Source organism: Leptospira sp. GIMC2001 (assembly GCF_028462125.1).
Lineage (GTDB): Bacteria > Spirochaetota > Leptospiria > Leptospirales > Leptospiraceae.
Genome location: NZ_CP115469.1, coordinates 1 through 25,840, shown reverse-complemented (window position 1 = coordinate 25,840; position 25,840 = coordinate 1). Strand labels below are relative to the sequence as shown.

Below are 25,840 nucleotides of genomic sequence, written 5' to 3'. Positions count from 1 at the left end.
GATTATCTTCCCACCTTCATGGCCGGAATGAAATAACCCGATACTTCGGTTACATCCGTGAACACAGCTCGCTCAACAATCCAGGGTACGGGAAACAACTGGTTTCCACTTCCATTTCGATTTTGATCATCTGCATTTGGATCGGAGTTTTTATACGCACAAGTCCAGGCACCGGCCGCACGAACTTCGGTGATCGCATAGAAACGATCTTCCTCATTCAGTGAAACAGCTCCAGCTGTATGAGGAACTGTAATCTGGTTTAGGATCGGTGCAAATGCAAGATCCTGTGCGTTAGGAGCTTTTTGCATTAAGCGACTCCAACCTCAAGTCTCAGAGTTTGAGCAGTAGTCCAATCAGTGGATCCACCGTTTCCAGCAGTGACTCTGTTTCCAGAAACTGCAACTGCTCCATCCCAAGCTTGAGTAACTCCAGGAGTCGCGGTTGTAACGGACTTAATGTCCACAACCACAGGAACGAGATCAAAAACAAAGTGCACATTCCCTAAAGCAACTTCGACAGCCAATGGAACCCGGTTAAATTTCGGAGACTGAAGAGTCCCGGCTTTTCTTCCACCGTATGTTGTGGCCGATGCGAATTCATTGTTTGCACCTGCAAGAGTCTCTGAGCAAGGAATTGCCTTAGATCCAGCCTGAGGCGTATGGAAAAGTATTTCGTTATCCGAGATCTTAATTGCACGGACTTGGGAATTAACGTTGGAATTCACCGTATCAACGATCGCAACGGAAACAGCTGCTGGAGTGTCTCCTGCATGACCTTTGACAGGGATTCGACCTTCTGTAACTCCATCATCAGCTCGATCGAGTTCATAAACATCAAGGCCAATGGTAATTGTTTGTTCATCAGCAACGTTTGATGCTAGACGAAGAACATTGATATCGCATGCACCGGGATCGGAAGTAAGAAGAATCCAATTCAAACCCGACCAAAAGTATCTTCGATCTGTATCTGTTTCAGTAACGAAAAAAGGCTTAGTCCCAGCTTTAGGAGAGATCCCTTGTCGTAGTGTAGAAGTTATGTAAAGCTCACGCTTTTCAAAGTCACCTTGAACTTGTTCAATATCCCTAGATAGCATTGCAGTCATTTATTTCCCTCAAACACCGATCGAATTTCTAAGGATCGGACAAAAGATTGGTACTACGCTTTTTGCAAGCAAAAAAATGTTTTAACTTGATATTTTTTTATGGCTCGAACAATGTCGATTGGAGATGGAAGGCTATAATATTTCTCGCGCAGAGTTCATGATGGTTCATGGGGCAATCGATAGATTAATTGGATTGTATGGAGAGAAGAAGGTGATAATCACACCTTCTCAATTGAAGATACTAAGAAATATTAGACGTAAACCCGATTACTTAACTATCTCGCAGAAAAAGAGAATCGAGATAGTGATCAACGCTATCATACTAAGACACCGAGACCTCTATTCGATAATGACTCCAAACCAGAAAAAGAAAAAAGATAAAGCTCCAGGTCTTAAGGAGATTGCTTCTCAGATATCGGCTCTGAATCAGGAGCTTTTTCAGACACTTCACGATAGTTTGATGCGATAAGCTTTTTGTTTTTATCAACTGCAATTGGTGTTTGAGGATGACAAAGAAGATCAGCTAATATGAGATTTCCCCTTCTCCAGTAAAAACAACCAACACCATTTCTCCAGCTTCCAAATGAATAGATATCAACTTGTGGAGGAATAGTAGAAACGTTTGTGATCGAAAAGGCAGCGAACGACTGAATGAAACTGGATAGCCAATACCATTTCAGGAAAAAAGTCCAGGTAACTAATTTTCTATGGATCCACCACATGTTCTCTCGATAGAACTTGTACTGAAATTTCATCAGTTCGGCTTGTTCTAGGGTCGCGAGCTCCTTCATTCTTTTGTTCTGAAATCTTTTCATTCTATTTCCTGTCCGTTAATCTCAATTTCTAATTTATGCGTCCAAGTCCATGAGCTATATCCGAAAGCCTTATCCTCAACGATATATTCTCTGTAATTTCTCTTTAGGTGTTTGATAATCAAAATAAGAATACGTCTCTTGATCTGGGTTATGATCTGGGTTATGATCTGTTTCAGATATTGGTTCATTCGAATTCCATCCATTTAGAGAATATTTCGTTTTCTAGTTTTTCTTTTTCCTTAGAATCGAATAAAGAAGAAAGAGTGGCAAACGTCAGAACGATTAAGAAGATAGCAACGCCAACCATAGCAATTAGGCTAACGTAGATTATAAAGAACAGGATTTTCATGTGTAATTTGCCTTTGTCTCACATTGAGACAGAGCCAAATAGAGGACAAGAAATTTTTATAGAATAGCCATACGTATTGGTTTATATCTATTAAAATGTCGTTCATACCATTCTTTAACCTGAACTTTGAGTTCTAAGATACGTGCACCGTACATTGCGCTTGTAGCTGACTGAGTGGTGGACACAGATTCATGGAGGACACCAGCACTGATCGAGAAGGAAGCTACACCGGCCGCGCGACCATCTCCATAGATGGACATTACCTTGATCGCGACAATCAGTCCAACGAGTTCTCTGAGTTCTGCAGGAACCCTAGACGCTTGATCGTATCCAGAAATAAAATCAAGATAGTAGCAGTTAGGCATTTTAGTTGGACCATAGCTCAAAATTCTGTGTGATCGCATCGCAGCATTCCGGTTAAATTGAGCTCCACCACCTATAATTCCCACTGATTGAACGATTCCCGTATCGTAAGTGACCCTGAGTCTTGGCATTAGATCAATGATCGGATCTCTTTCCGAGCTACTGTTTTGGTCGCGGTTAATGGGATTCACGAAATCCCATTTGAGTATTTTGATAATTGGTCTGTGTCTTAAATTTATATAGAAATTCTTTTCTGGATCTCTTTGTTGATAATCGTGAGCGTCATACCACTTTGCATGAGGCTCTATCATTCTATGTCCGTTTCCAGTTGGTCGATGTCGATAGAGAGTAGGGTAGATATCGTGTTCTAATTCCTCGGACAATGCTCGAACTGTTTGATCAACAAACCCATCCAGATTCTCATTCGTGATCTGAGATCCATCAACGGTGGTTAATCGTCCGTTTCCAGACATGAGAGAATATCGAATCTCGTCGGAGGTCACGAGAGAACCCCATCCAATGCTTTCAGGCATGGTCTCCAATGTATGAAGTTCTTTTCCAGAATAGACAATCTGTAATAAGTCTCTATGTGCTATCGTATCGGGGTTGTTATATGTAAATCCTTTAAATGTGCGAGTCATTATGCTACCTGCTGTCCTTTGAGAAATTTCTTGATCACGAGTTTCGCTTTAAATAGGTCGAAATTGATGGATTGTTTTTGGAAAAAGAAAGACTTAGCAAATGCCCGAAGGTCATGAAAGCCGTTTTCTTCTTTTAGAGCTTTGAATAGCTCTAGATACGCTTCGTTCAGTTTTGTTCGTTCTTCACCTTCCGGGAATGGAAAAGTCTTACCAAAAATCGGATCATTGTAGTATTTATTGTCCGCGTAGCTAGAAAGGTAATCATTCTTCCTATTTACTTTTTCTAGTGAGTCTTCAACAAAGGACTGAAATCCTCTGGCTGCCATTTCGATTGTCGAACTCCAATAAGGTGTTTTCTTATTTTGTGCATTGTCAAGTTCTTGAGCTCTCATTTTGAAATTTGAGATTTTCTTTCCGGAAGGAACTTTTATTACTCCTTTCTGAATCTTGACAGGTTGTGAATCATCAGCAAGATCCACCACTTCCTTGTTTCCAGAGTAAGCATGCCAAACATCCAACCAGCTGTTTGCTGCCTTAAGACTCTTTTTTAAGGACTTACGGCTTCCTTCGAGATAGAATCCAGCATATTTACTTTTATCTTTTTTCTTGATCGCATCGATTTCCTTATCCAAATCTTTAAGTTTGCTTACTGTTATATTGTAATTAAATCGATCTTTGATTTTCTGAATTCCTTCTTCTTTACTAAAATCCTTCCAGTTTTGGTTCTTAAACAATCGATCCATATTTGATTTTATCAACTTGGAAGTGGTTTCAGGATATTGGACGACAACGATCTCAGGATTATCTCCGTCCTCAAGTAATCTGGTTACTTTGTTGAACGCTGTTTTCAGTTTCTCATTGGTAATTGTATCGGGACTAGACGTTCCGAATTTCTGCCAGCTGTCTCCGTATTTTGCCATGATGATGTTATCAATTGCATGGAACCACTCATGAGCGAGTGAGCCCCCACCTTTCATCTTGGTAATGTTTATGACTCGATTTACAGGTTCATAATGTGCGCTTGCCCCTCCTTGAAATCCACCTGTCCCTCTGGCACCAAAGGCCATAGAAAGATTCCCATCGAGAGAAACATCCTTGTCCTGGATTCCCAGGATGTCCGCAAGATCCATGAACGCTTCCGCACTTTTCTGAGTATGGAATTGAGCGGAGGTTAAATCTCGAAGAACCCAGTTTCCTGATTGGACGTTTGCGAATCCAAAAGTATCAACGAGTTCCTTGGTCGATTCAATCGTAATCGATCTTCCACCTTTCCTTTCTATTTTATCTGCAACCTTAAGATAGAATGAAACACCACCTTTGGTAGTTTCCTTGGTTATAGATGACTTCTTTTCTTTATTCTCCCAATTCCAGTCTTTCGGAATACTTCCATGTTGTGCGCTGACCACATCACGAGCAAAAGAATTCTTACTAGATTTCCAATGAACGGACTTCACAAAGTCTTCACCTAAAGCCATTAAGTTTTTGAATTGGTCGGTTCCAGCATACCGAATTCTAGCTACTTTATCTATTGCTGCTTTCTCTGTTCTGATTCTATTGAAGTCTGATGAGTATCCGCTTCTAAGCCTAGAGACAACGCCTCCATTTCCATCGGAATGCGATTCATAAGTTTGCTCTGAAAAATAGGCATTACTTTCTTTATGTTTTATTCTCTTTTGTGTAAGTTCTTTTTCTGCGGTCAAGAGTTCTTGATATTTCTTTTTGGCTTCGGCTGGCAAATGAACCAATGGATCTTTCAGACCTTTCTTATTCCTATTGAATGAATAGATTCCAACTTTATTTGCTTTTTCAATAGCGGTTTTTCTCGCCTGGATTGAACTTGATTCATCTGCTAAGCGATACATTTCTTTATTATATTCAAGATTCTTGATCGCGATATCTCTGCTTTCAGCTTCTAATATTTTTACTCTCTCGGCTTCTTTTTCATCGTAAAGGACTCCATAAAACTCATCTCGAATTTGACCAATCTCCGAGAGAAGGCCGTCCAGTGTTTTATGTTTTTCCAATCGATCTCGAACCAATTGGACACCCTCCACATAATGCTTACGTCCCGCTGGATTGCTGTCTGCAGGTAGAGTAGGTATAGACTTATATACTTTAGAAAGAATGTAACCAGCCTCTGCCGACATTCCAGATTCTTTGAGACTCTCCCAATTCACTTCTCCAAAAATATTAGATTTTGTAATAAGTTTTTCCGCTTCTCGTGGATTGCTTTCAAGATCATCCCAATCAATATCCGTTGACCTGATTCTTTTTCCTTCTTTCGCCCAATTTCTAATATTCATCGAAGCTAATTCTTTTCTTGAACCTGCCACATAACCGATATCTTTAAACCGATAGTTTTCACTTGTCCATGAATCGGAGAGATTTGGATCTTGATTTTGAACTTGACTTAATTCTGATACAGCTGTATTCTGTTCAATTGGGGACGGGGGAAACGTTTCGGACGTTAAGTGTTGGGGGTCGAAAGGCATCCGGTTCACGCCACCCTGAACCACCTTTTTTTTATAAAAAGTCTTTGCGACAAAGGCTCCTTTTGCAGGACTCACTTCTTCAACAACATAATATTCATCATCAATTTTCTTGGAAAATTCCAATGTCCTAAGACCTTGGTGGGATAGTCTGGATTCTTTGATTTGATCAGGACTATCCAAAACTTCTTTTATCTTATTAAAATCTTCGACTCCAATTGGTAGCTGCCCTCGTAATCGCTCCTTTTCACCACCATGATTATTAATAATATGTTTTACTTCGTAACTTGAAATAGTGTGCGTGTAATTATCGACCTTCTCACCTAATATTTGCTTGATCTTTTCAGCAACAATTGGATTGACTTTAGAGATTTCTCGCACTTTAAATTCATTGGACTTGGAATTGATAGTATCCCGAGCGAATGACTCAAGATCAGTAGAATTATCTTTGGAATCAGAATTCTCGACTTTTGAGGACAGTCCTTTATCACCGTATAGCTCATATAAAAGCTTGAAGATCGATACCTTGTAATTGGATTTTTTCTCTGTTGACTGGCTTTGATCGTTGGAATTCGATTTTGTATTCTCGGTAAGCTCTTTGGATTTTCCAGAGTCAAGAATTCGATCTTTATTAAACTTGGAATCTATCTTTTCTTTCTCTTGGAAGTATCTATTAAAATGAGATACCCAATCGGTTAGAGAAACACCTTTTAATTCAATGGAGTGGACTTTGTATTCATCCTCAGCTTTGTTCTTGGCCTGCTCGGTGTTTATCCCGAAAACGGATGCTATTTTAGAGAGGAAAGAGTTCTGGGCTGCTTTGGCTTCCGCATTCACTTTTTGGACTGTAGCGTAAATGTATTGCCACTTTCCGTTAACCAGTTTTCGATCTAAATACTTCGCATCAGCCTTTTGAGATCCTTTGATCCCTTTAACAAACTCAGTAATCCTTTTGTCCATGGATTGGGGACTAAGGACAGGCTACAAATAATCGTCAAGTTATTTTGAAATGCTTCTCACGATTTCACTTTAGAATTTCCTCGAATATGTTTCCGAGATCCAAAGAAGTCTGATCAAGGCGCGCGTTGTATTTCCGTGGTTGAACCTTTCGGGCAATTGCCGATATCGTTGATTCAGGAAGAACTCTAAATCGTGGATTGTATCCGTAGACTATCATGAGATTGTCTGGAGTCTGTTCGTTGATCTTCAAAAACCTAAAATCCTCGATCTCGAAATCATGGAACTCTTCGGTATCAGAGTAAATTGCATATACTTCACGTACCGGAGAAAGCTTGATCGGAAACCTTCCATCTTCGCCACGTTGAATCCATTCTTTTTCAGTGTTAAGTGAATTAAGAGGAATGAGTATATCATCTTTCGACAAATTAATATTTGTAGGAACCACAAGATCCAGGTCTCCAGCGACTAAACTCAATCCTGATTTATCGCTAAGCCTTTTATCCCTTGCATCTATAGTCCTGTATCCAATCGAAATAGGAGAGAAGGTCGTTATGTCTAAAATGAATTCTCTACCAGCTTCAGATGCTTGTGGAAGAATAATTTTGGTCAAGTCTGTCTTCACATCCGCTAGGAGTTCAAATTGCTCTGTTCCACTTATATGTCGATGGACTGAATGGATCTTTACAATGAGTTCATCAGTATCGAGAAATAAATTTCTACCAGCCTTAGTCTGGATGAAGGGTTTGATGAACCTTCTCTCGAATGTCTCTACTTCATAGTCACATTGAAATTCATAATCCGGAACAAACTCTGGGTTCGGTTTAATCGTGATTCGGTTGTCTGAAAATTTCTCAACTTCTAGATGAACGTTTCCACCATAGTCCTCGTTCCTGAACATATACAGATCGCGAACCTTAGATATCGGTCCAAACTTAGTGAACAAGTCGAGTCCTTCAATATGCTGGTTGATAATTGTTTCTTGTGGCATTCTCCGAACTCTGTCAATACGGTACATCCATGGTTCGTCTTCCTCACCGAGCATTCTTCCCGTTTGCATTTTGCTTGGTGGAGGGAGAGCTCGGAGCCAGATAGCTCTTTCCCCTTGTCTGTTGATTAAGTCGTCTGGTGGATTTGGGTTGAACGCTGAAGGTCCTAATTCTGTTTGAAAAGGGTTTGAACCTGAGTTTATAAATTGTCGTGGCATTATTTGGATCTCCAGAATACGATAAGCTCTTTTAGAAATTCTTGGAAGTGCTCGGTGGTAGTGAATTTAGGAAAAAAATCGATCTGACATCCTTCCGCTTCAATCCAGGCACCACGGATACTTGTACCCCATTGAATTTTATCCCTTAGGAAAAAGCTGTTCAATGCTCGAATGAATTTGAGATAATTATCAGGATCTTTTATGTATTCAAAATTTCTTTGCTCTAGTAGAACTTCAATGACTTCGCAAACTTCATCTACCAAAAGTTTTTCGAGTTCATCATCATAGGTAGTTATTTCAAAAATAGAACTAAGGAATTCATATTTCTCTAATCCTTGTTCTTCAAACTGCTTTTCAATTAATTGTTTAAAATCCATACTCAGTTCCTTCCTCGTCCCTTGAGTTGCTTCAATGCTTCTTCCAGTGCAGCAATTTGTTGTTCTACGGTTAATCCAGAAGATTCGATTGAAAGAACAGGTTCGCTAAGCAAAAACTTAAAGGACACCATTACCAGTCCATAGATTTCCATGTCCCCATCTCTTAAGTCTCTCAGTGTTCGAGACAAGTGGGAATAGACATCTTGGTATTCAGAAGATACTTGTTCTCTTGCAAGTGCATCGATTATCACCTCCGCTTTATAATGCATTGGAGGTTTCGCGTTCTCTGCTTTTAGAAGATCCTCGTGCGTCCATTTGAGTCTTGTCCAAAGCATTTTCTCGACCGGATCTTTGATCGGTGCGATATCATGCCATGTCTCGTATCTCTTATTGTGATCAGAGAAAAACTTCTGTAAGTTCATCCGAAGATGAAAGATTGCTTCCTTATAGTATTTAGCGGACATCGTGTCTAACTACATTTACTTTAAAAGAATAGTAAATCTGTACCATTCCCCGAATATCGAATCGTGAAACTTCGAACCACATTAGTCTGCGAATCAATTCTTTGGATAATTTACGGTTTTTTATAATTCGGTTTTTCTGTTTCATGCTTTCCTAGGCTCCGTTTGATCAACTGGTTTATCCCACTGATATTCTCTTGGCCACTGATCCAGTGGTCTCCTTATATAAGAATTTATCCAGGCAGCGTATTCTGGATTTGCTAACAATCTTTCAATTTCATTTGGATGAAAAAAGGCAGTAGGGGCTTGAAAGTGCATATCCAATATTCGCTCATTGAGTTTTTGCAACGCCTCTTCAACTTCTTGTTTTTTTGGTGAATGTCCAATCACTACAATTTGACCCGGGAAATTATCTTTCACTTAGTTTTCCTCTCGAATAGTTCCTTCAGTAAATAAACCGATTTAATGACAGCTTTATCTATTCGATTGTTTCTTTCTTTAAAGGGCGAAAGAGTTACATATTTTAAAATAAATGCAGTGTATCTAAATGAATTATTATACAAAACTTGCAATTCATCCAATCGCTTCTTTGTTTCAGCGTGCGCAAGTTTTTCCTCTGTTAATTGTAATTCGAGCCAATCCTCATAATTAATCTTACACTTTGTGGTTCTATAATTCACCCATTCCGTTATTAGTTTATTTTTGTCCATTGACTAGCTCCTAACTTCATTACAGCCTCAACCATTTTGAGAATGCTTTGACTCGTTTCAATTCTCGCAGAATACAATTTGGCTTGGTCATAATCATGCTTTCGTATAACATCTTCATATATTGACTCTAACTTTAGAATGTGTTGCTCAATGCTGAAAATTATTCTTTCCATGGGATCAAGTCCTGAATTAGGAATCGGTCCCTGTCTTTTGAGTTCATCCAATAAATTACGTTCTAATTTTGTACAGAACTGGTCTCTTTTTGACTCGTGTAAATTGACAGCTGGCTTAGGGCTCGGTTTAAATATCATTCGAATTCTTTGAAATAATTGGTTGGCTAGAGAATTCTTATTTTCCAGCATTCTAATCCTTTCATCGAGTTCATCGAAAATTATAGATCCGATTGGGAGACCGTCATCCAGATTTCCATCTTTGTGCCACTTTTTTATTCTATCACTTGGTTTCATTTCTTCTCTCTCCCATTAATAACTATGAACGATCGATACTTCAGAAATAGAACGACCATGTAATACCCGAAAAATAAAGCCATGTGCACGAACGGGAAGAGAAGACAGAATATGTCTTCAGCTGTAATAGCAATTCCCTTGAACCATCCAATAATGAGCGCAACTGCTATTCCCATTGAAGCATAGAAAGAATATATTAAGAGAGTCTCAATCATTCTTGGATACCATCAGTGATGTTGACTCCAACTTACCGATTAGTTTCTTTCTTTCTTCGATAATTCCGTAACTTCCATCATAGACAACATCCGCAACATGTGACGCGATTGGTTTTATGTTATGATATCCATGTACATCTTGCGCAATTAAATGGAAAGTTGATAGGGCTTCTGTCGCTGTAGTGAGAAGAAGTTCTGTATTTGAATACTCTGCTTTTTTCTTTTTTCTCGGGATATTTAATCCATCTTTTTGAATGTATGTTATGTTTATAAAGTGAGCTGGCTTATTACAACCGTGCTCTTCCAAGGTTTTAGTGAAACTGTTTCGAGTTCGTATTGATTCTACTCTTTCAGGAGAAAGTTGTTTTTTGGATCTCTTAACTTGCCTTTCGAGTTCAATCCATCGATCTACAACCTTGGCTCTTAGTTCGACCGAGTAGCCTGAGACAAGAATCATCGTTTCACGGTAAGGAAGATTAAACACCTCCCTGGTATTATTATTCCCATATTTTTGCGTTCCTGAAAAATCAGGAGCGTGCAAACTTAACTTTTCCAACATTGTACGAACATCTGTCATCACATTATCGTGACGCTTATTCGTAAGTTCAGCAATTTCGAAGCTGGACATTGTTTTGGTTTGATCTATTTTCTCTAATTTCATATCAAGTAACTCCAATACTCTCATTTAAAATGACATAGGGGAGCCCCAATTTGGAGCTGCCTTTACAATGTAAGCTTTGCTAGTCCATTATCACATCATCCTCTGTCCTTTGCGGAAAACCGCGTATTCTTGTCCTTGTTCTGCATAGGCAGCGAGACGTGCGTTGTTGAATGCCATACTCGCTTCTGTCCAAGCAAATCGTCTAAAATTCCTATTCAATCTCAGTGTGAGCAACCCAGACTCATCTCCATTGAGAACTTGGAGATATTCGTCCATGGATATCGTTCCTTTCTCAACCAAGTCCATTAGGTCGGGATAAGCCATGTCCGATTGCAGCTCTTCCATGGTTCGACCTTCAGAGATGGACTGAACTATCATATCTCGCCACATAGTCGTTAGATATTCATAGGGCTTTCCACCCCGAACAGGTTTTCCATTTTCGTCCAAGATCATGGCACCCTTGTCGTCTCGCTTGTAGATGGCAAGCCACTCAGCTCCGTGATTCCTTGCATATTCAGCAGCCAGTTCTTGTTCTCGTTTCTTAGTAAAGACTCTATCCATTTCCTCTCGATTCTCGATTCCAAAACCAAGCTTATGTTTAAGAGCTCGGTCATAGTCTTCGATGCTCATTTCTCTCACGGTCTCAGACGGGAGTTTAAGCTCTCCAGTGAGGTACCCTGCAAGATATCCAAGTAAGGTACCGGTTTCGCCAATTTCTTTGTACGTTGGATTCCAGTCGGTTTCTAAGAACTCGAATAACCAATCATCGAACTCCCGATATTGGTCTTCGTCCAAGTCTTCGGGATCTTCGACACCCACGGCAATGACCGGTCGATCACCCGAAAATTTCTTTTTTCCGAATATCTGAGGAAAGTATTTAGAGAGATTCTTTTTTCCCCAAGAGAATATTCCTTTTCTGAAATAGACTTTAGAGGCCTTGAGCTTCGGTTTCTCTGAACCCAGAACGCAAAACTCAAGCCACTTGAGACGATCTCCTACAAGTAATTGGAATTCCCTTCCTGCTCGATAAGAGAGAAAGGGAGATTCTTTATCCCAACTCACTTAGATAAGTATCTAGTGATTGAGAGAGTAGGGACAAGCGTTGCTCTTCGGAATAGGAAGGATTTCCTAAAAAGGAATCAAATCCCGATGCTAGGTTCATGAACTCTTGTTGACCTTGCTTCTCGATGATCTTCGCTTGAATCTCGGAAATGGTTTTCTTTTCTTCGGTTCCAAACTCTTCGCTTTTACCTACTGCACTTAACAATGAATCGATTATCAAACTAACCTTCACTTCTTGTTTGTGCGGAGAAGAGTGGTGCGATTTGATTGCCTGAAGCAAAGTAGTTTTCTCAGGTGCACTTAGTCCATCAATTACAGACTGGATAAACGATCTTTTGTCTTCCTCCGGTGCCTTTGTCTCACTTTGAGACAGAGCCAAATTTGGATCTGGATCTTGAGGTTTTGTTTCATTGGTGCTATCATGAGGATTTGCTAGATTCTCATTGGCGTGTAAATTCACATTGTTCACCGCTTGAGAATCTTCGGGAGATGTTGAAGCCTGTTCACTCACAACTTCGTCAATCGGTCCTTGAACTGGATCTTCTACTGGTAAACTACTTTCTGCTTGAGGTTCGGTTGTTTGATTTTCCTCCGGTGCCTTTGTCTCACTTTGAGATTCATTGGATTCTGGAGTAACTTCGTTTTGGTTCGGGGTTTCGGTTATTGTATTTTCTTCTGCCATAAGACGTTTTTATTCTAATACAGCTTTTGCATCAAGAATAAAACACGCTACATGTCTTCCAATTCCTGGACCCGGTGTGTCATCTTCTATGGAATGCCATTTAACATCTCCAAGGTTGCGAACTTTTGCACCTGCTTCCAATAACATTAACACCCATTTATCAATTGGATAAACCATTACGACTCTTTTACCTTTCTTATTTTCGATTATCGCTTTTCTTGCCCAAGCTGTAGGGCCTTTCTTTTTGCCTTGATGCATGATCGATCCAAAAGGTGGATTCACGTAGGTTGATTTTCCCCATTCGGATGTAAGTCCATCGTAACCATCGGGTTTTGGAAAAGGACAAGCATCGTGATCAAAAGCAAATTCATTGTTCAAAGATTCCATAAGCAGAGGAGGTGTTTTCCAATAGTGTTTCCCGTCCGTGGAATTCCCTTTGTGAAATTTGTTATTCTCAGGCTCCATTATCGAATTCCCCAAAGTCTTCTTCATTCCATGGAAGATCCTCCAATCCGTCACTATTCATTGAACCACCTGCAGGAGCTGGAAGTCCTTGTCCACCTCCCATTTCTTGACCTGGTATTTGTTGTTGAACTGGTGGAGTGATTGTCTTGGTGAAAGCCTGAGCATAATACTGGTTTCCTCTAAGTGCTCCAAGTTTTGCATGAGCCTTCGCTTCTTCCTCAGAGAAAATACCAAGTCTCAGATATTCGTCCGCTTCTTCCTTCATGGTTGGAAGATCGCGCTCTTTTCTGAGTTCATCCAAGGACTTAAAAGTCTTGAACTCTTTGTCAGAGAGATCAGCTTTCTTGGAAAGGTCTTCTGTTTTAACTCCCGTAAACACAAGACGAAAGGGAAGGTCGTCCGGTGGATCAATTAGTTCGTTGAGACAATCTTGGTGAAATCCCATGATCGCTCCGTGCATACGGTCACGAGCAAAATGTTGTCTTCCGTCTGTAGAAGGTTCTGAGAGAGCTGTTGACTGATAGAGTTTGAGTCCTAATTGAGCAGCATCCATTCCATGAGCTGCTATGATCAAAGAGCTAGACATCTGAAGGACTTTATCGAACTCGAAGTCATCGGATACATCTAGATTGTGAACCTGCATTTTTCCTGAACCAAAGAGCATCGGAACCTTGAACGAATCGCGACCTCCGTAATAAGCATTTTCCCATTCCAATTCCAATCTTTCTTGGTCGGCTTTCGAGATGTTGTTTTCGGCCGTGAGCAATACCTTAGGAGGATTCCTGGAATTGAATCGATCCGCGTTGTGCTTTATAGTGAAGAGCAGGGACATGATTTCTATTAAACATTGCTCGATGGGTGAAAATCCGAAACCGTTCATTCTCACGTCCGATAGATTGTTCTTATTCCGGAGTACAATTCTACCAGCTTCGAAAGTCTCTATGACACGACCTCGAATCATTTGAACGTGAGTGATTCGTTTGTCCCCTGAGTAGCCTTTCCGTGGATCAACTTTAAACATGGTGCCTGGATCAAGATATCGAACGTCTATCAGCTTTCCAAACGCGTTGTAGGTTCGAAGGTAGCACACTTCATCGACTGCCAGAGTGTCCCGAGTAGCCATCTCCAATACTTCATGCATTCTATTTCGTTCACGCCAGTCGTGAGAGGATTTGTCTCCCATGATCAAAAGCATTTTCCCAAGTTCATCCATTTCCAACTGAAGCTTACCATCGATCTTTTCGTTCGGATCTTTGAGCTCGAATTTATAGCCTGGATCTTTTTGATACTGGCAGTACATAGAAACGTCATCGGAGACTATTTGGTGAATACCACCGATGAGAGAACTCGAGTACGAGATATTCCTCAGATCATCTGTGGGAACTCTGTAAATCGGTCTTACTTTCACACCGCGATCAATCATCGCAAATTGTTCATCTGAATAAATCGGATTCTTACGATCTTTGGCACTTGCGAGAATGTCATGAATCTGGTTATTGATCTTTACAGCTTGCTCAACTGCTTTTCTGGCAGGTTGGTAGATAGCGGACTTTCTGAATTCAGCTATACCCTCAGGTGTTGGCTCAAAGATTTTTGATTCTTCGATCACCCTGCCTTTCACTTCTTTCTCTTGCCTCATGTGACGAGGCATTCTGTAGTAATTGTTTTTCTCGAAATTCGGTCCGCGTGGTCTTCCCATATGGAAATCGGACAAAGACAATGCTCTATTTATTGTTCAAGGAGTTTTTAAATTATTTGCAAATAATTTGCAAACGTTTACAAACCCCTTTATACGCCGATTCTCGGCAAAATAGCAATTTTGGGTTTTCAAATGATTTACAAAAGAATTTTCTTATCAATGACAAAACATGCGCTTTATTTGGCACTGATTTTGTCCTAAGTTGATAAATAAGCGGAAGATTTTACAGGGAATTCGTCAACTGAAGAATACGGGAATTTTCCCGTAAATTTAAACGGTCACGACATAAATGTCGCTACCAAAAACTCAACTTCCCATAATGCACGTTATGTCGCATTAGAAGAAAAGCCGAATTGAGTAGAAATTATGGAGGAGGTTATGAATTGAAAGGAGTCCTAGATTTCTCTAGAACTCCCTCGAAACCTTTGCTGTGAAGCATGAGTCTCTGTCGCAAGTACACTCTCCTTCAATTCAGCAATGAGTCAAGTGAGAAATTATAAAATTGTGTTAGGTTTTGGATTATTCGATCAAAAGGGTATTAATTAAAGTAAAAACTCTGGATGTTCTTTTTCCAAATCGAATTGCATACTTTATTTTGATTTCGAATCCCATTCAAGCATCCAAGTTATTCTCACATTTTATTCTCAGTCAAGTGATTCCGATACTCTCAGTATCGGTCCCTCCTTCTGTGTTTGCATGTAGAATACAGAAGTTCGATCGTATATCAGATCATTTGGCCCGAATTCGTTCGGGCATTTTTTTAACTCCAAATTATAGATATATTCTAATATAACGGATGAAATATCTGTTCCGCTCGACAGGGCACAATTGCCCCCTCGAGGATTTTTCGATGAAAATCATGAAAATTGCTTAAATTTCGTGTTTTTGGACTTTTGTCCTCTGCTATAGCAAACCCTGATTATGGAAGAAAGTTATTCTCACTCTAGAGTGAGACTCAAATCTATATTAGCAGTTTGTGATTCGCACTCTGGAGTGAGACTCATGAATCGCACTCTTAGGGATGCGAATCTATATACGAAAAGAACAAAAGAAAATAACAATTTAATATACCGACCAAAAATATAAAAATCTAGAATCCTCTTTTCTTTCTTCTCATTGCTTGAAGTTGCTGGAGTGTGTATCCTTTTTCTTGAGGAGGAGACTCGTTAGAAGATCCAGTAGCTGAACCTTTTGGAATGTAGAGTGAACTACCTCCTCCAACAGAAACGAAATTCCCTGCCATTTCAGTGATAAGCCTATGAGCCATCTCAAGTGCATCAGGTCCATCGAGTTTCTTGTACGGGAATTCATTTAACATTTCAAAGAGCAATGTCTTTCCGGCTCTCAGCAACATGAGTCCAGATTCGATTAGAGTTTGAAGTGCACCTTCAATTCTCTTGATCTTGTCTCCTGAGTTATTGATTCCTTCGATGGGAATCAAAATCATGTCGGCTCTTGTGAGTCCATCAACTCCGTTCGCACACAATTCGTTATGCTCTTCTACGTGTTTCTTGAATCCATCGAGAAAGTATTCCTGTCCACCATTGGTCTCGATCCCTACTTTATTCCATGGAAAGGCTTTGATTGCTTTGATAAGATCTTTTTGAATTTGGTCTGGTCTTCTTCTTTCAATATCAGAAAACAGTTCATAGAATTTTCCTTGAGGACTAAGTCCGAGTCCAACAATAGCTGAGTAGTCGGATCTCTCAGTTTTTCCGAGTGACAAGTCAACTGCAAGAGCCAGTGTCCATCCAGTCCAATCAACAGGTCTTTCAAATTCCCATGTCTGGATGAATCCCTTAAACTTCTGTCCAATTTCGGCAAGAGGATCGTTCTGACGTTCTTGTGCGAATGTGATCGGGTCATCTTCCCTTTCCTTCTGTAAAGTCTCAAGAGGAGCTCCTGCAGGCCACGCTGAACGCTCTACTCCATTCTCGTCTGTAATGATAGCCCTGTACTTATGTTTTATCCAATCTCTATATCTCTCGGAATTATAAACATACTCTCCAACACAGTTAGGTGCAATAGTTGTATAAGAGAGAATAGCATCTATACCCCAGACTTGTCCGAGCTTGAGAGCAGCTCTCTCTAACCACCGATACTTACGAGTCATAGTCGTATCAGAAGCAACATCCTTTTCTTCATCGGGATCATCTAAGAGAAGCGCATCGGGTCTTATGTTCTTGTGTCTCTTACCTCGAATCGCATTTCCCCAACCTTTTGCTATAACCCGGAACCCACCGACAAACACGAGGTCGTAGTCATTCCAGGCTACGTTCTGCCCCTTGATATCTTTCTTGGGCATGAGCTCGGGAAAATCCTTATAGAGAATTGCATTGTCCTCGATCTCTTCCTGAATCTTTCTCAAGAATTCTTTCGCCTGATTCAGAGTTGATGAAATGAGAATCGGGAACTTCCAGGTGCCCGTTAGAAGCAACCAGAGCACTCCGCATAGTGTTAGTATAGTTGACTTACCAAATCCTCTAGAAATCGCTACCAGAGCCTTAAGAGGCGGTCTAAATTTGGTTCCATCGGGTTTTCTACGAGCTCGGTAAGACTGAATTAGGTTAATGAGCTCCATTTGCTGCTCACCAAACGGAATGTTGAAATAATGTGGGAAATAGTGACGGCAAAAAAAGAGAAACTGCCCTTTTCTTCCAACTGCACGTTTCCTGCAAATTATCTTTTCTCTGTTCTCACCCTTAGCTTTGTCGAATAACTCAGCTTTGACTTTATTCAAGACTTGGGCTATTGTCTCGGGATCTAAGTTCTCGAATTGTGTTCCTTTGATCTTGGAAAGAATATCCAACATCTCATTCACCCATTGAGATTTGTTGGTTCGTGATTTCTTCTTTTATGAATTGCTCAAATGCACTGATCAGAGCTTCTTTCTTTTTATCATCATCCTTCGTCTTCTTTTCGTTTGTGAACATCCACTTGGATGCATTGAGAATCGCTACGATATTGGCTACGTGCTTGGGATCCAAAGAGCCCTTCTGTTTCTTGAGTTTATCAACCCATGCATCAAGAACATCGTAGAACTTTACGACTATAGTCTGAGCTTTTTCTCGTGCGAAATCGTTCCTTACCCTAACCTCTTCTGCTAGAGCTTCTCGGTAGCTTATTGCAGCAGGTTCATTTCTCGTTTGCCAACTGTATATCGTTTGTTCTGAAATATTTAAAGTACTCGCAATTTGCTTAACAGTCTGACCGGCTAATGTGAGCCACAAGCAGTGCCATTGATCAATAGATAGTTTCGTATGAGGATTAAGTGGATAAGCAGGTGCACTTGCGACCTTTACCTTCTTCTTGGCCGGTGCCTTCTTTTTCTTAGGTGCAGTTTTCTTTTTAGGAGCTTGCGTTGGCTTGGTATCTTCCATACAAAAGCTGGACGAAATGGTTAGAATTATCTGCAAGTCAATCGCGAATCCACCGTTTACGGATTTTTGTATGGATTAGTAGTTTTTTGCTTGCATAAACGGTGCGTTATGGTATCAATTGTGAAACGGCTTTGTCTCACCTGAGATTTAGGCAATTATAAAGTAAGACAGCTGGATCATTGGTGGATGGTCGAGAGCATAAGGAGTTCCCGAAGTGAGTTACAATTCAGTTGAAGAAGAAATATTGCAAGTAGTTAATTCAATCATTCATGATACTAAGGTATGGAATGGAGAAGAATTTAAAGCGGTATTGCGTGGAATTTTAAGTAAAAGAAAAACCTGCACAGCTAACGAAAGATTATTTTTGGATGAGTTGATGGATCGATGGGCTTGGGAGCAAGAGGACGGCTATTTATATTCAGTAGAATTATCGGATAAATCATTTATTGTGCAATCCGACTTTACCGCAAGTCTCAAGGAGTTAGTAGAATGAATAACTTTATGAATGAATTCTATAAAGAAAACCCAAACACTTATATAGTGCAAAAAACGAATCAAGGCGATATATATAATCCTTTTTATGTTGATTGGTTGAAAGTAAAGCTAGAATCCGAACGACTCGCACACATAGAGACAACTCGCAAGCTGGAAACGTTGGAAGATGCGATAGCGAAGAGATTTATTATCGACGGCGATTATGTGATGTTGCCAATTGAAGGCGATGTTATCGAGATTTGGGCAGGGTTGACCCCTTTAATAAAAACGCATATTCAAAACTCACGAAAAAGGAATAAGACATGATTGAAGTTGGATCTAAAGTAAATGTGTATTTTAATTTAAGAGCATTGCATCATCTTACGGTTGAATATGAGCCACAACAGCCCACCGATTGCTGGATATTTAAAAAAGAATCAGGTGAAGAAATAAAAGTTTTAAATTATGATTCTATCGAGGAAATTCTATGAACGGGGTTGAATTGATTGAAACAAACGATGGCACTTGGTATTGGAGAATGGACTATCGTCATTCCGACAACAAAGGTGGGATCTATTTAGAGTCACCAAGCTATAAAACAGAACAAGATGCAATCTATAAGATGACCCACCAGGCAATAGAATGGGAAGTTGGAATGACTCACGATCTCTCCAATCCAAACATTCAAAAATCAATCCAGGAATTAGCCCAAGAAAAATTCCGAAAGGTCTTAGAGCAGCGAGAGGAAATCTTGACAGCGTTCATTGCGAAGTACGGGTGTCAACCTGAAGAACTTGAGCAAGTGGTAATAGGATCTGTGGGGTTCGGTGAAGAGTGTTTTTCCGTGAGAAAAAAGGAATGGCGAGAATAAATAATTTAAGTATGGAAATTAGATCATGCACAAAATAGAGACAATGAAAAGAGTTCTAAGAATAACATCCATCAGGAGAATCGTTCCCAATTTCAAGATAACCGTGGATCTTGAGAGGTTCGAGATTAGGTTCCAGGGAATGAAAGATCCTCTATCAGATAAAGAGTTCTATGATCACGCCCTTCCCTCTATTAAAAAGATTATCGGTGAAAATAATATTTCTGAAACTTTCACTGAAGAAGTAGGATGGAATTGGGTTGTCCGCTTAAAAGACCGAGAAGCCGATTATTTAATGATCTAGGCTTGGAAGTATAAATCATGTCCCGACCCAAAACGAAAATACACAAATTCACAGTTCGACTTGATAGTGAGTCCTATGATTTTCTTCAAGAAGATCGAGGGGAGCTTTCTCAAAGTGATTATATAGAGAAGCTGATAAAGGAATACCAGTTAAGAGTGGTTTTGAGAAAAAGAAGGATTCATTCAGCAGAAGCCAGAGTTAATTAGATGGAAAAGATTGATCTAACTCCAAATATAAATGATTCACCTGCGTTAAAAGCAAAAGTAAACGCAATCTTCGATTCGAATCTAATGGCAACCGATGGACAGTTTTGGGAAACATGCTCTGAATGCGGAGATCAAGGCTGGATTGTTGAGCCAACATGTTGTTTAAGATTTGATTTATCTGGTGGATGTTGCGGTTGCCCAGATCCAACTCAAGTTCAATGCAGGTGTGGGAGATGAACCTATCTGGCTCAACAGGACTATCCTTTGTCTGGAGTCTCGAAAGGATTCTAGCACGTAAAGGAATTACCGATAAGAATCGATCGGCATATAACCATAGAATTCTCACGAGAATAGAAAAAGGAAAAGTTGACGTGTCTCTGGATGATGTTGTCATCGGGAGCTTTATCCTATGAGATCTCAACAATCACGCTTTCCGTTCATTTAGTCCACCGAATGAGGATCGAGATAGACAGGAGCCATTTCCCCGATGATCCGAATTCTTATGTTACTTTACCCTATCCAAAGTAAAATATAGAATTCCTTATTTTACTTTGGATAAATTAAATGTCTAGAGAGGCAATTAAACAAGTTTATGTATTTAACATTTTATCCAATTCAACTTCCAATAAGTGATCTTTTACTAATTCATTTATTAAACTCGGAGACTTATAAAAATATTTTCCAGAATTTGGATTATAAGAAAAGTAACCTATATCCACAAGCGATTCATGTACGCCAGTTTCCATTATGTAAATTTGACCATTCTGCGGATCTAAATAACCTCTCTTAGATCCATCGTGTGGATCAAAAGAATCATATGATGAGCCTTCCTGAAGAATTACTTGTAGATTTTTAAAATTTATTAGTGAATAACCCATTTGACTCCATAAAACGACTGCTACTTTGCGAGTAAGATTTTCCTGAGTTATTAATACAAATTTACCTGCTTTAGAAATTGTTACTATTGAACCGACTCCCAGAGAATTTGAGGAATATCCAAGTTTTAAATCCATTTCAGCATTTTTTATCTCTAGTAATTTATTTATCAAATTCTTTGAGTTTTCAATAATCTTTTTTTTGCTGCTATTTAGTTGTCCGTTTTCACCTTCAAGGTCCTCGATTAGAAAATCCTTATCGATTCTTTTTGCCTTGTGAATCCTATTGGTCTTCCACGAGTCAACGCCCTGAAGGAAGATAAGGTAAATTGCATTGAAAGCAGGTGCGAGCAGAAGTGATATAATAGCGATTGACAATGGGATTGTTAATCTATAGTAACAATTCATTAACAAGCTACCTTTAAATAATTTCAATGCTCCATAAGCATTCATTTTGGATATGGAGTTCATGAAGAGTAAATAGAAAACATCAAAATTGATTGTAAAAAAAGAAACAGTTAACGGTCCCAAGAATGGGTGTTTTAGTCTGTCTTTAATTACACTCTGAAAAGTTCCGTCTAAAGGCATTTGGCTGTTAATCTGAAAAACAAATGATACTCTTTTCCCGATATCCGCGGATTAAATTAGATGAAAGAAATTTAAGCTGTCTGTAAACTTTTTCCGGGCAATCGCTCTACAATTGCTACGGAAATAGATTCGATCAAATGTCTTTTTGGAGTTACAAAAGCCACATGACGTGCAAAAGAGTTTTCTCCAATATTTTGAGCGAGAATTGCAAACAGTTCATCACAGTAAGAAGGTGAAATTGACTCAACTCCAGATAGATCGAAAAGTACTCTATTTCCTCTACCTATTTCTTCTTCCACGTTGCGCCTTAGAATGGAAGCAGCGTTCCTAGAAGATAAATATGAATGGTCAAAATTGATAATTTTCTGATTCATCGTCTGCCAGCTCCCAATTTATAGACTCTAAAATTTCTCGTTTTTCTGTCGATTCATTTACTTTACTACGAATGTCGGACAAATTTAGCTTGAGCGTTATTGAAACACCGCTGTTTTTCTGGTCAATTTTCGAATAATTCTCTTTTCCATCGGAGTCAAGACAATAAAATCCTCCACCTGAGCTTATTTCTAGGGTTCCGTTATTAATTCTAGCGAATTCCTTTAAAATATGCAAACCAAGGCCTTGATGATGATTCCCATTACTCCTAAAATGGGTCGGGACTTTCCCGAACGGATTTTGTATTGCATCTTCTGGAATTGACTGAGAAAAATCATCTTCGACTTTTTTGGTGGAATTGTTTTTCTGCAAACACCATTCAATCGCTTCATTGTGGGATACTACATCAATTGATCTTGACTTAAGCTCATTTAGAAATCCGATACCTGTGTCGGCAATTGAAAATTCAAATTGGTTCTCCGAAAACTGAGCCATTGAGTATCCAAAAGATTGGCTGTGGCTTTTTACATTATCATGCAATTCACCAATCGTTTTTTTTATATTATAGTCATTCATATCATTGATCAATCGATCCAAATTGGATGCTGAATTTTTCAGACAGGAGATGATTCCTGTGTTGGCTTCATCAACATTATCAATTTTGAATTCAATTTTTTGAATTAAGGTATATGTGCGATTCCGATTCCATCTATTAATCTTAACTGACTTCGAGGGATCTGCAATATCAGTAAATCCGATCGTATTTGCAAAAGTTCTTAATGCAGAAGAATTTAAAACAATGTCTTTATTGGTTTTGTCTTTAATGCATAGAAGATTGATCCAAAAAGCTGGACTATAGCGACCTGGTCGGACTTCAATTTTATCAGAGTGTTTATTTCCAATATCGTTTATTTCCGATAAACTATCAAATAAATTCATCTTCATTTACGATCTTCTCTAAGATTCAATGTTTAATTGAACCCTCTCTACTCTTTTCCTTTTAGCACCTTGGTCTCAATATATTTCTTTAACTCTTTGTTGCCTTTGATTGCTGGATCTTTCTTGATTGCTAGAGCCAAATAATTCTCGAATCCACCTACCTTCGTGAAATCTCGCTTAAAGGTGCCTAGCTTTGATTTAACTTTTGTTATCCGCGCGTTATAATCATCCATTGCTTTTCTTGCATCGGCTTTGATTTTCTCGATCTGCTTTTCTGATTCGTACCATTCGAGAACTCTGTTGTTGAAGTATATTACTTCGCCTTCCAGGAGCTCAGGGAGTTCGGTGATCGGTTTTTTGTCTTGAGCTTTTAACTCGTCTCTGAGTTCTTTTAGGTCGCGGTTCACGGTTGCAAGAGGCCAACCGAATAGATCCATGATCTTCTTTCTGGCTGAGATCTTGAATTCTCTTCTAGAAGTGTATTGATTTCCGTATGCTCCACCTCTATCTACTGAAAGAATTTCGTCCTTCGTAAACCAAATTTGAATAACTCGCTTTCTGTTTTCTGGAGAGTAGTCCTTGGCAAAACCGTTCTCTTTGATCATCACATGAGCTCTGGTTTTTTCGTCCATCTCGGACATAACATGCTTTGCGATTATAGTTTTGTGACCTGCTTTTTTAGCGGCTCTGAATCTTCTGGATCCATTTAGAATTTCGTATTTGCCTTGAGAATTTTTTTCCTTAGACAATAGGATCGGAACTTCGACTCCCTGCTCTGCTATTGCTTCCTCAAAAACCTTTTGACTTTCTCTATCAACTTCGCGTACAAAGTTGTCTTTGTGTACTACTAGGTCATCAATTCGGATATTCTTAACGGGGCTGTATTCGATCTTCATCTTGTGACAATTCTCCTCTGTATTTTCCTAGTCAAGCTGCAATTTGGAACCGATCGTAGTAGACTCTCAGATCAGGTGGAAGATCCTCAGGTTTCGTGTAGTTCCCAATCCTGCTCCCAGTAGAACTCGAAAGTCTCTTGGCGAATAAAAGGAATGATTCCCATTCACTAATATTCGAGTTACTTGGTCTAAATTTGTTTTCCTTTTTTTGTACCTTTAATATATGTACAGGAGACGACGGAATTTCCAATTCAGGTTTGGGTTCTTTCCCTACCCTCTCTTGGACGTTTGTCCGTGTCTGAGTCTGATTGACTTCCGGTTCTGCAATGGATGAAGCTCCGATTCTCAGAGGCATCAAAGTCCTTCTTCTCCCATCGAATGATGACTGAACTACCAGTCCCTTTTTCTTAAGCGAAGATATCATTCTAGATATTGTATCTGCCTTGAGACCAAGGACTTTCGCAAAATGTTCATTAGATGCAAAGCATCCACTGGCAAAATGAAGCGAAACAATTTCCGCATAAAGCTGCTTCGCATTTCCCGTGAGTCCTAACTCGTTCACCCATTCAGGGATCCAAATTCCTGTTCTCATATTCCCTCATACTCCGGATATAGTTCGAACAGGGAGCGGAGTATTCTCAAATTTTTCCGTCCGAACATAGGTTCCCTACCCTACTGATAGAGATTTTGTATTAATGAGGAATTTTTGTTCCTCGTTTAGTCGTTGTTCTTAACCCTGCAAGAGGCCTAAGGAGTTATGTCTCCTTACGAACGTACGTACCATATCAATATGGCTTAAAAAAAGTCAATCTTTAATTATGTCTCTTTGGGGGAATTTGAACCGTGAGGCTTGCAGTCCCCACGGTTCGAGCTTAAGACTAAACGAGTCAGATCAGATGATCTTTTTCCAATATACGATTTTCGAAATTCAGTACAAGACTTTTTTAATTTATTCTGAATAATTTTTAATCACAATGAATCTAATTCGGATTTTATCTTTTCCAATTTCTTTTGCGTGCTATGGTAGTTTGTCTCAAGTAAATCTTTAACTATTTCTCTTTCCTTTTTTGAAATAGATCCACCCATTTTCCAACGCTGGTAAAGTAATTTTGGGCTTTCTCCTGGAAGCTCTTTTTGCTCTTTTTGGTCAGCTATGTATTTATAAGCATCTTCCAAAAGCGACAATCCTGTCGTATTTAACTTCTCACGAAAATCATAGAGACTCATGTATCTCTGCGCTGTTCGCATAGTGAATGGAAGATTGGTCTCAACCCAATTTGTGAATTGCCCATGAGGTAAGTTGGATTTTTTACCGGCCAGAAGTTCACCTAAACTAATCGCGGTTCTCACAGCATTTTTTAAATTGATGGCGATTGATTCATGTAAAGCTATTGCCTTACTGATATCTGGATCAATATCTTTCTCAACAATTTTGTTTATATCTGATTCAGCTCCTGGCCGTATTCCGGATAAGGCTTGAAGTCGTTTATCTTTTTTACTCAAAATATTTCCTCGGACAGAGAAAGGAATTCCTTGAAAGCCTTTGTATTTGGATTCAAAAATTCTGCGATAGAGCTAGCTGTCTCGATGGCTTCGGACCTATGGATTGTTGTTTTTGCAATTTTCAAATCTGTAACGTTATCGAGTTCAAGAGATTTTTTATCAGTAAGATTTGATCTCACACCAATGAATTGTATTTTTTCTTTTATTGTTTTGGAAGCTTTTTCAACTTCGGTTTGGATGTCGATGGAACCTTGGTATGTCCATCGATTTAGAGTGAATGGAGAAAGAACAATGTCGCTTGCATAGAGAGCTAAATACAATCCCAAGTGTTTTGCATTGTGGATATCAATAATAATAATATCAGATTCTAATGATCTTAAATCTTCTCTGAACCTAAAAGTTAAACCAGGATCACTTCCAAGTGTTGAATCTAAATTTGAAAGCGTTGGAGTGGCCGGAACAATTTTGATTCCCGAAGGAAGTGTAAAATTTGCGGCTTCTATACTCAAGTAGCCTTGTAAAACTTTAAAAATGCTTCTGCTTTCCAATTCGTTTGAATCGATTTCTCTTAGGAAAAAATCTGTAAGATTATTGTTATGATCAAGGTCAATTAATTGAACTGAAAAACCGCGGGCTGCAAATGCTTGAGCTAGAAATGTTGAAATAGTAGTTTTACCGACACCACCTTTAAGTGAAGCGACTGAAATTATCAT

33 protein-coding genes are annotated in these 25,840 nt (G+C 39.3%); 7 read left to right on the top strand and 26 right to left on the bottom strand.

What is annotated here, in order from left to right; all coding sequences use genetic code 11:
* Window positions 1-2: 2 nt before the first annotated feature.
* The 19 genes from O4O04_RS20050 to O4O04_RS19960 form a co-directional block, all read right to left on the bottom strand.
* Window positions 3-308 (bottom strand): hypothetical protein, encoded by a 306-nt coding sequence (locus tag O4O04_RS20050; RefSeq protein WP_272536241.1) that lies wholly within the window; start codon window positions 306-308, stop codon window positions 3-5.
* Complete coding sequence (locus tag O4O04_RS20045) at window positions 308-1,102, bottom strand: hypothetical protein (protein ID WP_272536240.1); 795 nt, start codon at window positions 1,100-1,102, stop codon at window positions 308-310. The genes O4O04_RS20050 and O4O04_RS20045 overlap by 1 nt, the downstream gene beginning before the upstream one ends.
* A gap of 392 nt (window positions 1,103-1,494) precedes the next feature.
* Window positions 1,495-1,917, bottom strand: coding sequence for a hypothetical protein (locus O4O04_RS20040; RefSeq protein ID WP_272536239.1), 423 nt, complete (start codon window positions 1,915-1,917; stop codon window positions 1,495-1,497).
* Window positions 1,914-2,105, bottom strand: a complete 192-nt coding sequence (locus tag O4O04_RS20035) for a hypothetical protein (RefSeq protein WP_272536238.1) — start codon at window positions 2,103-2,105, stop codon at window positions 1,914-1,916. Before O4O04_RS20035 ends, O4O04_RS20040 begins: the two co-directional genes overlap by 4 nt.
* Before the next feature lie 217 nt (window positions 2,106-2,322).
* Window positions 2,323-3,270 (bottom strand): hypothetical protein, encoded by a 948-nt coding sequence (locus O4O04_RS20030; RefSeq protein ID WP_272536237.1) that lies wholly within the window; start codon window positions 3,268-3,270, stop codon window positions 2,323-2,325.
* Entirely contained in the window at window positions 3,270-6,719 is a 3,450-nt protein-coding gene (locus O4O04_RS20025; RefSeq protein WP_272536236.1) for a PBECR3 domain-containing polyvalent protein, read from the bottom strand. The genes O4O04_RS20030 and O4O04_RS20025 overlap by 1 nt, the downstream gene beginning before the upstream one ends.
* Before the next feature lie 64 nt (window positions 6,720-6,783).
* Complete coding sequence (locus O4O04_RS20020) at window positions 6,784-7,923, bottom strand: hypothetical protein (protein WP_272536235.1); 1,140 nt, start codon at window positions 7,921-7,923, stop codon at window positions 6,784-6,786.
* On the bottom strand, window positions 7,923-8,300 hold the full coding sequence (locus tag O4O04_RS20015; RefSeq protein WP_272536234.1) for a hypothetical protein: 378 nt from the start codon (window positions 8,298-8,300) through the stop codon (window positions 7,923-7,925). The genes O4O04_RS20020 and O4O04_RS20015 overlap by 1 nt, the downstream gene beginning before the upstream one ends.
* A gap of 2 nt (window positions 8,301-8,302) precedes the next feature.
* Window positions 8,303-8,764, bottom strand: coding sequence for a hypothetical protein (locus O4O04_RS20010; protein WP_272536233.1), 462 nt, complete (start codon window positions 8,762-8,764; stop codon window positions 8,303-8,305).
* 141 nt (window positions 8,765-8,905) lie between these two features.
* The gene (locus O4O04_RS20005) at window positions 8,906-9,181 is read right to left on the bottom strand and encodes a hypothetical protein (RefSeq protein WP_272536232.1); all 276 of its coding nucleotides are present in this window, start codon (window positions 9,179-9,181) and stop codon (window positions 8,906-8,908) included.
* On the bottom strand, window positions 9,178-9,471 hold the full coding sequence (locus O4O04_RS20000; RefSeq protein ID WP_272536231.1) for a hypothetical protein: 294 nt from the start codon (window positions 9,469-9,471) through the stop codon (window positions 9,178-9,180). The genes O4O04_RS20005 and O4O04_RS20000 overlap by 4 nt, the downstream gene beginning before the upstream one ends.
* Window positions 9,453-9,938, bottom strand: coding sequence for a hypothetical protein (locus O4O04_RS19995; RefSeq protein WP_272536230.1), 486 nt, complete (start codon window positions 9,936-9,938; stop codon window positions 9,453-9,455). The genes O4O04_RS20000 and O4O04_RS19995 overlap by 19 nt, the downstream gene beginning before the upstream one ends.
* Window positions 9,939-10,145: 207 nt before the next feature.
* Entirely contained in the window at window positions 10,146-10,814 is a 669-nt protein-coding gene (locus tag O4O04_RS19990; RefSeq protein ID WP_272536229.1) for a Rha family transcriptional regulator, read from the bottom strand.
* 90 nt (window positions 10,815-10,904) lie between these two features.
* Window positions 10,905-11,876: a hypothetical protein gene (locus tag O4O04_RS19985; protein WP_272536228.1), complete on the bottom strand. Its 972-nt coding sequence runs from the start codon at window positions 11,874-11,876 to the stop codon at window positions 10,905-10,907.
* Window positions 11,863-12,558: a hypothetical protein gene (locus tag O4O04_RS19980; RefSeq protein WP_272536227.1), complete on the bottom strand. Its 696-nt coding sequence runs from the start codon at window positions 12,556-12,558 to the stop codon at window positions 11,863-11,865. Before O4O04_RS19980 ends, O4O04_RS19985 begins: the two co-directional genes overlap by 14 nt.
* Before the next feature lie 9 nt (window positions 12,559-12,567).
* Complete coding sequence (locus tag O4O04_RS19975; protein WP_272536226.1) at window positions 12,568-13,050, bottom strand: methyltransferase domain-containing protein; 483 nt, start codon at window positions 13,048-13,050, stop codon at window positions 12,568-12,570.
* Entirely contained in the window at window positions 13,013-14,662 is a 1,650-nt protein-coding gene (locus tag O4O04_RS19970; RefSeq protein WP_272536225.1) for a phage portal family protein, read from the bottom strand. Before O4O04_RS19970 ends, O4O04_RS19975 begins: the two co-directional genes overlap by 38 nt.
* Window positions 14,663-15,812: 1,150 nt before the next feature.
* A complete protein-coding gene (locus O4O04_RS19965) occupies window positions 15,813-17,534 on the bottom strand; it encodes a hypothetical protein (protein WP_272536224.1) in 1,722 nt (573 codons plus the stop codon).
* Between the two features lies 1 nt (window position 17,535).
* Entirely contained in the window at window positions 17,536-18,138 is a 603-nt protein-coding gene (locus tag O4O04_RS19960; RefSeq protein WP_272536223.1) for a helix-turn-helix transcriptional regulator, read from the bottom strand.
* 178 nt (window positions 18,139-18,316) lie between these two features.
* On the opposite strand from O4O04_RS19960, the gene O4O04_RS19955 reads away from it, so the two are divergent.
* The 7 genes from O4O04_RS19955 to O4O04_RS19925 all read left to right on the top strand — a co-directional run bounded on the left by O4O04_RS19955 (window position 18,317) and on the right by O4O04_RS19925 (window position 20,367).
* Window positions 18,317-18,595, top strand: a complete 279-nt coding sequence (locus tag O4O04_RS19955) for a hypothetical protein (RefSeq protein ID WP_272536222.1) — start codon at window positions 18,317-18,319, stop codon at window positions 18,593-18,595.
* The gene (locus O4O04_RS19950) at window positions 18,592-18,903 is read left to right on the top strand and encodes a hypothetical protein (RefSeq protein ID WP_272536221.1); all 312 of its coding nucleotides are present in this window, start codon (window positions 18,592-18,594) and stop codon (window positions 18,901-18,903) included. Before O4O04_RS19955 ends, O4O04_RS19950 begins: the two co-directional genes overlap by 4 nt.
* Entirely contained in the window at window positions 18,900-19,067 is a 168-nt protein-coding gene (locus O4O04_RS19945; protein WP_272536220.1) for a hypothetical protein, read from the top strand. The genes O4O04_RS19950 and O4O04_RS19945 overlap by 4 nt, the downstream gene beginning before the upstream one ends.
* Window positions 19,064-19,447 (top strand): hypothetical protein, encoded by a 384-nt coding sequence (locus O4O04_RS19940; protein ID WP_272536219.1) that lies wholly within the window; start codon window positions 19,064-19,066, stop codon window positions 19,445-19,447. Before O4O04_RS19945 ends, O4O04_RS19940 begins: the two co-directional genes overlap by 4 nt.
* Before the next feature lie 25 nt (window positions 19,448-19,472).
* Complete coding sequence (locus tag O4O04_RS19935) at window positions 19,473-19,748, top strand: hypothetical protein (protein ID WP_272536218.1); 276 nt, start codon at window positions 19,473-19,475, stop codon at window positions 19,746-19,748.
* Window positions 19,749-19,954: 206 nt separating this feature from the next.
* Entirely contained in the window at window positions 19,955-20,191 is a 237-nt protein-coding gene (locus O4O04_RS19930) for a hypothetical protein (RefSeq protein ID WP_272536217.1), read from the top strand.
* Window positions 20,188-20,367, top strand: coding sequence for a hypothetical protein (locus tag O4O04_RS19925; protein ID WP_272536216.1), 180 nt, complete (start codon window positions 20,188-20,190; stop codon window positions 20,365-20,367). The genes O4O04_RS19930 and O4O04_RS19925 overlap by 4 nt, the downstream gene beginning before the upstream one ends.
* Window positions 20,368-20,544: 177 nt before the next feature.
* Here O4O04_RS19925 and O4O04_RS19920 read toward each other — a convergent pair whose 3' ends face one another.
* The 7 genes from O4O04_RS19920 to O4O04_RS19890 all read right to left on the bottom strand — a co-directional run bounded on the left by O4O04_RS19920 (window position 20,545) and on the right by O4O04_RS19890 (window position 25,840).
* Window positions 20,545-21,264 carry a hypothetical protein gene (locus O4O04_RS19920; RefSeq protein WP_272536215.1) on the bottom strand — a complete coding sequence of 240 codons (720 nt, stop codon included), beginning with the start codon at window positions 21,262-21,264 and terminating at the stop codon, window positions 20,545-20,547.
* Between the two features lie 224 nt (window positions 21,265-21,488).
* Window positions 21,489-21,791, bottom strand: a complete 303-nt coding sequence (locus tag O4O04_RS19915; protein WP_272536214.1) for an STAS-like domain-containing protein — start codon at window positions 21,789-21,791, stop codon at window positions 21,489-21,491.
* Window positions 21,766-22,734 (bottom strand): hypothetical protein, encoded by a 969-nt coding sequence (locus O4O04_RS19910; protein WP_272536213.1) that lies wholly within the window; start codon window positions 22,732-22,734, stop codon window positions 21,766-21,768. Before O4O04_RS19910 ends, O4O04_RS19915 begins: the two co-directional genes overlap by 26 nt.
* Window positions 22,735-22,775: 41 nt before the next feature.
* Window positions 22,776-23,624, bottom strand: a complete 849-nt coding sequence (locus O4O04_RS19905) for a ParB N-terminal domain-containing protein (RefSeq protein ID WP_272536212.1) — start codon at window positions 23,622-23,624, stop codon at window positions 22,776-22,778.
* Between the two features lie 31 nt (window positions 23,625-23,655).
* Window positions 23,656-24,216, bottom strand: coding sequence for a helix-turn-helix domain-containing protein (locus O4O04_RS19900; protein WP_272536211.1), 561 nt, complete (start codon window positions 24,214-24,216; stop codon window positions 23,656-23,658).
* A gap of 377 nt (window positions 24,217-24,593) precedes the next feature.
* Window positions 24,594-25,127, bottom strand: coding sequence for a DUF3102 domain-containing protein (locus tag O4O04_RS19895; protein WP_272536210.1), 534 nt, complete (start codon window positions 25,125-25,127; stop codon window positions 24,594-24,596).
* Entirely contained in the window at window positions 25,124-25,840 is a 717-nt protein-coding gene (locus tag O4O04_RS19890) for a ParA family protein (RefSeq protein WP_272536209.1), read from the bottom strand. The genes O4O04_RS19895 and O4O04_RS19890 overlap by 4 nt, the downstream gene beginning before the upstream one ends.

Bases quoted from the DNA above. Each gene is read 5' to 3' on its own strand.
- O4O04_RS20050 (WP_272536241.1), bottom strand. From the start codon at position 308: ATGCAAAAAGCTCCTAACGCACAGGATCTTGCATTTGCACCGATCCTA.
- O4O04_RS20045 (WP_272536240.1), bottom strand. From the start codon at position 1,102: ATGACTGCAATGCTATCTAGGGATATTGAACAAGTTCAAGGTGACTTT.
- O4O04_RS20040 (WP_272536239.1), bottom strand. From the start codon at position 1,917: ATGAAAAGATTTCAGAACAAAAGAATGAAGGAGCTCGCGACCCTAGAA.
- O4O04_RS20035 (WP_272536238.1), bottom strand. From the start codon at position 2,105: ATGAACCAATATCTGAAACAGATCATAACCCAGATCATAACCCAGATC.
- O4O04_RS20030 (WP_272536237.1), bottom strand. From the start codon at position 3,270: ATGACTCGCACATTTAAAGGATTTACATATAACAACCCCGATACGATA.
- O4O04_RS20025 (WP_272536236.1), bottom strand. From the start codon at position 6,719: ATGGACAAAAGGATTACTGAGTTTGTTAAAGGGATCAAAGGATCTCAA.
- O4O04_RS20020 (WP_272536235.1), bottom strand. From the start codon at position 7,923: ATGCCACGACAATTTATAAACTCAGGTTCAAACCCTTTTCAAACAGAA.
- O4O04_RS20015 (WP_272536234.1), bottom strand. From the start codon at position 8,300: ATGGATTTTAAACAATTAATTGAAAAGCAGTTTGAAGAACAAGGATTA.
- O4O04_RS20010 (WP_272536233.1), bottom strand. From the start codon at position 8,764: ATGTCCGCTAAATACTATAAGGAAGCAATCTTTCATCTTCGGATGAAC.
- O4O04_RS20000 (WP_272536231.1), bottom strand. From the start codon at position 9,471: ATGGACAAAAATAAACTAATAACGGAATGGGTGAATTATAGAACCACA.
- O4O04_RS19995 (WP_272536230.1), bottom strand. From the start codon at position 9,938: ATGAAACCAAGTGATAGAATAAAAAAGTGGCACAAAGATGGAAATCTG.
- O4O04_RS19990 (WP_272536229.1), bottom strand. From the start codon at position 10,814: ATGAAATTAGAGAAAATAGATCAAACCAAAACAATGTCCAGCTTCGAA.
- O4O04_RS19980 (WP_272536227.1), bottom strand. From the start codon at position 12,558: ATGGCAGAAGAAAATACAATAACCGAAACCCCGAACCAAAACGAAGTT.
- O4O04_RS19975 (WP_272536226.1), bottom strand. From the start codon at position 13,050: ATGAAGAAGACTTTGGGGAATTCGATAATGGAGCCTGAGAATAACAAA.
- O4O04_RS19970 (WP_272536225.1), bottom strand. From the start codon at position 14,662: ATGAGGCAAGAGAAAGAAGTGAAAGGCAGGGTGATCGAAGAATCAAAA.
- O4O04_RS19965 (WP_272536224.1), bottom strand. From the start codon at position 17,534: ATGTTGGATATTCTTTCCAAGATCAAAGGAACACAATTCGAGAACTTA.
- O4O04_RS19950 (WP_272536221.1), top strand. From the start codon at position 18,592: ATGAATAACTTTATGAATGAATTCTATAAAGAAAACCCAAACACTTAT.
- O4O04_RS19945 (WP_272536220.1), top strand. From the start codon at position 18,900: ATGATTGAAGTTGGATCTAAAGTAAATGTGTATTTTAATTTAAGAGCA.
- O4O04_RS19940 (WP_272536219.1), top strand. From the start codon at position 19,064: ATGAACGGGGTTGAATTGATTGAAACAAACGATGGCACTTGGTATTGG.
- O4O04_RS19935 (WP_272536218.1), top strand. From the start codon at position 19,473: ATGCACAAAATAGAGACAATGAAAAGAGTTCTAAGAATAACATCCATC.
- O4O04_RS19930 (WP_272536217.1), top strand. From the start codon at position 19,955: ATGGAAAAGATTGATCTAACTCCAAATATAAATGATTCACCTGCGTTA.
- O4O04_RS19925 (WP_272536216.1), top strand. From the start codon at position 20,188: ATGAACCTATCTGGCTCAACAGGACTATCCTTTGTCTGGAGTCTCGAA.
- O4O04_RS19915 (WP_272536214.1), bottom strand. From the start codon at position 21,791: ATGAATCAGAAAATTATCAATTTTGACCATTCATATTTATCTTCTAGG.
- O4O04_RS19910 (WP_272536213.1), bottom strand. From the start codon at position 22,734: ATGAAGATGAATTTATTTGATAGTTTATCGGAAATAAACGATATTGGA.
- O4O04_RS19905 (WP_272536212.1), bottom strand. From the start codon at position 23,624: ATGAAGATCGAATACAGCCCCGTTAAGAATATCCGAATTGATGACCTA.
- O4O04_RS19900 (WP_272536211.1), bottom strand. From the start codon at position 24,216: ATGAGAACAGGAATTTGGATCCCTGAATGGGTGAACGAGTTAGGACTC.
- O4O04_RS19890 (WP_272536209.1), bottom strand. From the start codon at position 25,840: ATGATAATTTCAGTCGCTTCACTTAAAGGTGGTGTCGGTAAAACTACT.